We start from the raw sequence: 4,675 nt of genomic DNA, 5'->3' as shown, positions 1-4,675 counted from the left end.
CAAACGGTCCGTCCACCACGGCGGCCAAGATGGACTGTACCCTTAGAGCTCCGCCTCGGCGCCGGTCAGCTTTCGCCAAAGCCAGCTGCTGGCTACCTCCGTGCCGAACAAAACATAATTCAGGACATTGAGATTGCGGAGTATCGACTGCTGGTCCTGAATGGCCGACGACATCCCGGCGAACAGGATGCTGTCGCCCTCTCGCAGCATGAGCTCCGGCGCAGGAATCTCGATGTCCTCGGCGCCCCGCACCACCATCAACGGAATACAGGGCAGCTGCCGATTCCGGTCGACGGGATCGCGCTTCAGGCTGTCCAAACCAATCGCCGAGCGGTGGATCATCTCCGCGACGGCCGGGGCCTGCCGAGAATCGAGGGTCACGCTCCAGACGGCGGGAACGAGCGTCCCGGTGACGGCGGAAATCCGGGCGATGACATCGTCGGCCCAGGCATCGTCCTTGCGCTTCACGATCGCGAGAAAGCGCGACAGCAGCGGCGTCGTCAGGATCGCCAGGCATTCGTGCGCGATGATTTCGCTCGGAACCACCGTGAAATCGGAATCGAAAGCCGTGAACAATTCGCGGTTTGCCTGCAAGTTTTGCCTGAGCACCACGAATAGATTGGGGTTGAGCTCGCGCGCCGTGACCACAATCGACAAGTTGTTGATGTCGTCGTCGGTACCGGCGACGATGCCCACCGCTCCGTTCACCCCGGCCTCGCACAGCGTCTCGGCGCGGGTGCCCACGCCGAGAACCCAAGGCAGAGCCGTTTCGCGGCTGGGCGGCTTCGGGTCGATCAGGGTTACGTCCAACTGTTCGTGCGTGATATGACGAACGATCGCCTGCCCGAATCGCCCGTAGCCGCACACCAGCCAATTCCCGCGAGGCGGCACCCGCTCGGCGGCCAGTTCCGTGCCCGGCAGCCCTGTCAGCCATTCGAGCAGTCGGTAGGAGCCGGGAGACCGTATCGCCAGCGCGAGATATTCCGCGAATTTCTCGAACGGATCGATGATGTGCCGAGTACCGAAGGATGCCATGTTGGCGGCCACGTCGACCGTCGTCGCCCGGCACAATGCGGGAATCTCCGGATTCAACAGCCGTACCGCGATGGCGACGGCGAGATTGGCGGAGTCGTCGTTGGTGAGGGCGATGACGCCCACGCAGTTCGGGTGGATCAAGCCGGCCATGATCAAATTGTTCGGCAGCCGGGCATCTCCGGCCAGGCCTGGCGCATCGAATAGATAATCCTGCAAATCGAGTTCGTCGATACGCTCGGGATCGATGTCGATCACCACGAACGGGATGTTCAGATAATCCAGCGAACGGGCCAGCAACTGGCCGGTTTCCCCGTAACCGCAAATCAGATAGAAAGGTTCTCCCAGCCTTCTTACCGAACGGGCGAAGCGTTGTCCGGTCAGCGCCTGTTTGAAACCGCGGTCCTGAATCACGGCAAACAGCTTGCTGATGACGTAGGCCCAGCCGATCACGGACAGGAAAATGCAGAAAATGACCCACAGTCGCTGGGCATCGGTGAAGGTGTAGGGAATTTCGCCGAAGCCTATGGTCGTTGCCGTGTAACTGATGAAATAAAGCGCATGGAAGAAATCCATCCGCCAGGGATTTCCCTGCGCATCGACACCGGGAATCAGCACCAGCCCGCCCACCGAAATCGCAAAGATCCCGATCAAGAAGATCAGCGGCGCCCGCATGTGGCGGAGCGCGACAAAAAAGGCGGTGTTTATCGGGCTTGTATTCATCGGCGCAGCATTACCGTCTCGGCGATCAGCATCGTCACCGAAATGAGATTGGCGAGCATCGCACCGCCGGCAAGCGAAACCACGCTGGCCATGGCTCCGGGCGTCAGCCCCTCGGCCGACATATAAACCGCATAGCCCCAGTCCACGGCCGCGGCGATCAACTGAAGGTCGGCCACCAGGCTGGTGGCCAGATGAATCGCGCCGATCTGCGTGCGATCGCCGAACTTGAGCACGGTGGCGATCAGATTCACCACGATGGCGGCGAACAACTCGGAGACATGATGAAGATGAGGCTTGTCGATTTCGCCGACGAAGAAGCCAAAGTTGAGCGTGGCGGCGAGAACGATGAAGAAACCAAAGACGACTTTTTCCAGATTCATGCAACTCCTCTCAGTGAATAAGCGGATACGTCCGCACTCGGGGCATTCTCCTCAGGCTTAGGCCGCCGGATTCAACATATTCCCCTTATGCCAGGTTTGCAACGTGTGCGGCCGGGGTGATTCCAAGGGTAATGAAAAGCATTGCTCGCCGGTCACGAATCGCATGCAGTAACGGTTGACGGTTCGCGACCCGGTTGGCTATAACCTTCCAAAACCCGCGCAGGAGCCGCCATGACCGAGCGCTTCGTCCTCGATACCAGCGTTTTCACCAATCCCGACATCTACACCCAATTCGGCGTCGATTCGCCGAGCGCCATACTCGGCTTTCTCGAACTGGTCCGCCAGACGTCCGTCGAATGTTTCATGCCGCGCTCGGTGTACGACGAGCTCCGCCTCATGAAAAACATGGGCGAACTGCCGCCGGCTTTCGAGGCCAGCGTACGCATCCGCTCGCCGCGCAAGTTCAACTTGCAGATTCCCGCCCAGATCGTTTACGAACTCATCGAAGAAGTGCGCAAGCGCATCGACCGCGGCCAGCACATCGCCGAGGAATACGCCAAGGCCGCCCGGGAAACCGGCGAAATCCAGGACGCGGGACGGGTCATCAACCGGCTCAGGGAGCGTTACCGGGAAGCGCTGCGGCAGGGCATCATCGACAGCCGCGAAGACATGGACGTGCTGCTGCTGGCGTACGAATTGGACGGCGTCCTGATATCCGCCGACGAGGGACTTCGGAAATGGGCCGACAAGGTCGGCGTAAAAATCCTGATGCCGGAAAACCTCCGCAGCGTTCTGGAAACGCTAATCGAACACCACTTTCCCGGCCAGCCAGTCGCTCAATAGACCGTTCAGCGACGGATAGATGCGGTCGAACTCCAGTAGCCAGAATCCGCCCTCCGGCTTCAACTCCCGCTGGACGACCTGAACGTGGCCCGAGGCCCGTTTCAGATATTTGATCAAGCGGCGGGCGTTTTCCGGATCGCGGAAACGGCAGCGGAAGCGGTGGGAAACCCGGCCTTCGCTGCGGTGCTGCCGGATGGCTTCCTGCAAACCGTCCAGGAATGCCGCCCCGGCCCGCCGGTTCAAATCGTCGAATCCTTCCAGCTCCTGCTCGTCGACAAACAATGCCAGTCTCAGAATTCGGCTGGTGAAATACTCGGGCGACAAATCCAGAAGGCTGTAGACGCTGGTTCGGATGTCCGAAAGATTGGCGCTGCCGGTGACATGCTTGGTGCGCCGCTGGCGGGGCGAATCCTCCTTGAACACGGCGCCTTCGCGGCCTTCCTCGTCGAGTTGCTTCAGGATGTCCGAAATGGGTTTTATATCGCTGGTTTCGAAACGTCCGAAGATCTCGACCGACGGCAGGGCATACCGGCGGATCAGCTCCATTTTCTCGTCTTGAGACAGAAAGCGCGGGCTGTTCCGCCGCATCAGGTCGAACACGAACAGCCTCACGTCTTCCGAAATGAACGGCGGCGCGCTCTCTATATAGGGATTGTCCGGCCCCGCGACCTCGGCGCACAGCACCAAATCCGGCTGATCGTCGAAAATCGCTGTGTCCAGCAGATCGGGCAAGCGATCGGTGGTAAAGGGGCAAACGTAACCGCCGCGGGTCAGAGCGATGAGGCTATTCTGGATTCGGGTCACACGGATGTTGAAACCGTCGATTTTCTCCTCCATCCAGAAAGGACCGGAAAGTTGCTTCGCGAGCCCGGTTCGCAGCGCGAGCAGCCGTCCGATGGCCGGATAGCCGTAAACGGTTCCTTCGTCGAAGATGACGGTGCCGCGCGCAATGTCCTCGAAATCGTGAACGAATCGGACATGGCGCAAACCGCCGCTTTCGGCATCGGCTGCCTTGCCCGATTGCACGGCCTTTCGAATCCGTTCGGCGTCGATTGCGGGTTCTGAAATCACGAGTAATAAGCTCCGGGAGATCGATACCTTGAATAAATAGACCTCTGGGATGGCCGAGGCAACCCGTTTGAATCCGGCTCGCTTTATGAAAGCAATTGTCAAACGCCCCATTCCTGGACTAACGTGAGGAAATTAAATTCATTCTTCTGAAACACCATGTCCAAGACCGATTCTCGACCGTCGATTCAGACTCAAATCAACGAAAGCATCCAGGAAGAAGCGCTCAAGGTCGCGAGGAGTATCCAGAAGCCGGGGCAAACCAAGGAACAAACCAAGTTGGTGGCGCAAGGTATCGCCAAAGGCATCGAGCTTTACAAGAAACAGCAGAGCGCCAAGGCCCGGGAACGGGATAAAGTGCGCAAGAAAGCGCTCAAACTCAAACAGGTCGAGTCAACCGGCCAACAGCGGGAGGAGGATGAAGCGGATTTCACGTTGGACCTCGCTGAATCGGGTATCAGCGGAATGCTGCTCCTCGGCGGAGGAGTCTTCGCCATTATGGCCGGCATCCTCGCCGTATCGCTTGTCGCCGGATGGCTGGTAAGCCTTGGTCCTTTCACCCTGCCCGTCTGGGCGTCCCTGGCCGCCGCCATGGCGTTTGCCGGGTTTTCCGGGTGGTTCTTCTATAA

5 protein-coding genes are annotated in these 4,675 nt (G+C 59.3%); 2 read left to right on the top strand and 3 right to left on the bottom strand.

Annotated features, from left to right (window positions below; translation table 11 throughout):
* Positions 1 to 42 precede the first annotated feature (42 nt).
* Positions 43 to 1,755 carry an NAD-binding protein gene (locus ABJK70_RS20565; RefSeq protein WP_347258949.1) on the bottom strand — a complete coding sequence of 571 codons (1,713 nt, stop codon included), beginning with the start codon at positions 1,753 to 1,755 and terminating at the stop codon, positions 43 to 45.
* Positions 1,752 to 2,135, bottom strand: coding sequence for a DUF6394 family protein (locus ABJK70_RS20560; protein WP_077729431.1), 384 nt, complete (start codon positions 2,133 to 2,135; stop codon positions 1,752 to 1,754). Before ABJK70_RS20560 ends, ABJK70_RS20565 begins: the two co-directional genes overlap by 4 nt.
* 231 nt (positions 2,136 to 2,366) lie before the next feature.
* Between ABJK70_RS20560 and ABJK70_RS20555 the strand changes: the two genes are divergently transcribed.
* The gene (locus ABJK70_RS20555; protein ID WP_077729430.1) at positions 2,367 to 2,978 is read left to right on the top strand and encodes an RNA ligase partner protein; all 612 of its coding nucleotides are present in this window, start codon (positions 2,367 to 2,369) and stop codon (positions 2,976 to 2,978) included.
* Here the strand turns inward: ABJK70_RS20555 and ABJK70_RS20550 are convergent.
* Entirely contained in the window at positions 2,937 to 4,049 is a 1,113-nt protein-coding gene (locus tag ABJK70_RS20550) for an RNA ligase (protein ID WP_347258948.1), read from the bottom strand. The genes ABJK70_RS20555 and ABJK70_RS20550 overlap by 42 nt on opposite strands.
* Before the next feature lie 156 nt (positions 4,050 to 4,205).
* Here ABJK70_RS20550 and ABJK70_RS20545 point away from each other — a divergent pair.
* The coding region (locus tag ABJK70_RS20545) for a DUF2956 domain-containing protein (protein ID WP_347258947.1) at positions 4,206 to 4,675 on the top strand (470 nt) is incomplete at its 3' end.

Source organism: Methylocaldum sp. (assembly GCF_039794385.1).
Lineage (GTDB): Bacteria > Pseudomonadota > Gammaproteobacteria > Methylococcales > Methylococcaceae > Methylocaldum.
The sequence above is the reverse complement of the archived record's forward strand: the minus strand, read 5'-3'. Positions and strand labels throughout refer to the sequence as shown.

What these genes read in the sequence shown, in the direction of transcription:
- ABJK70_RS20560 (WP_077729431.1), bottom strand. Translation starts at nt 2,135, where the DNA reads ATGAATCTGGAAAAAGTCGTCTTTGGTTTCTTCATCGTTCTCGCCGCC.
- ABJK70_RS20555 (WP_077729430.1), top strand. Translation starts at nt 2,367, where the DNA reads ATGACCGAGCGCTTCGTCCTCGATACCAGCGTTTTCACCAATCCCGAC.
- ABJK70_RS20565 (WP_347258949.1), bottom strand. Translation starts at nt 1,755, where the DNA reads ATGAATACAAGCCCGATAAACACCGCCTTTTTTGTCGCGCTCCGCCAC.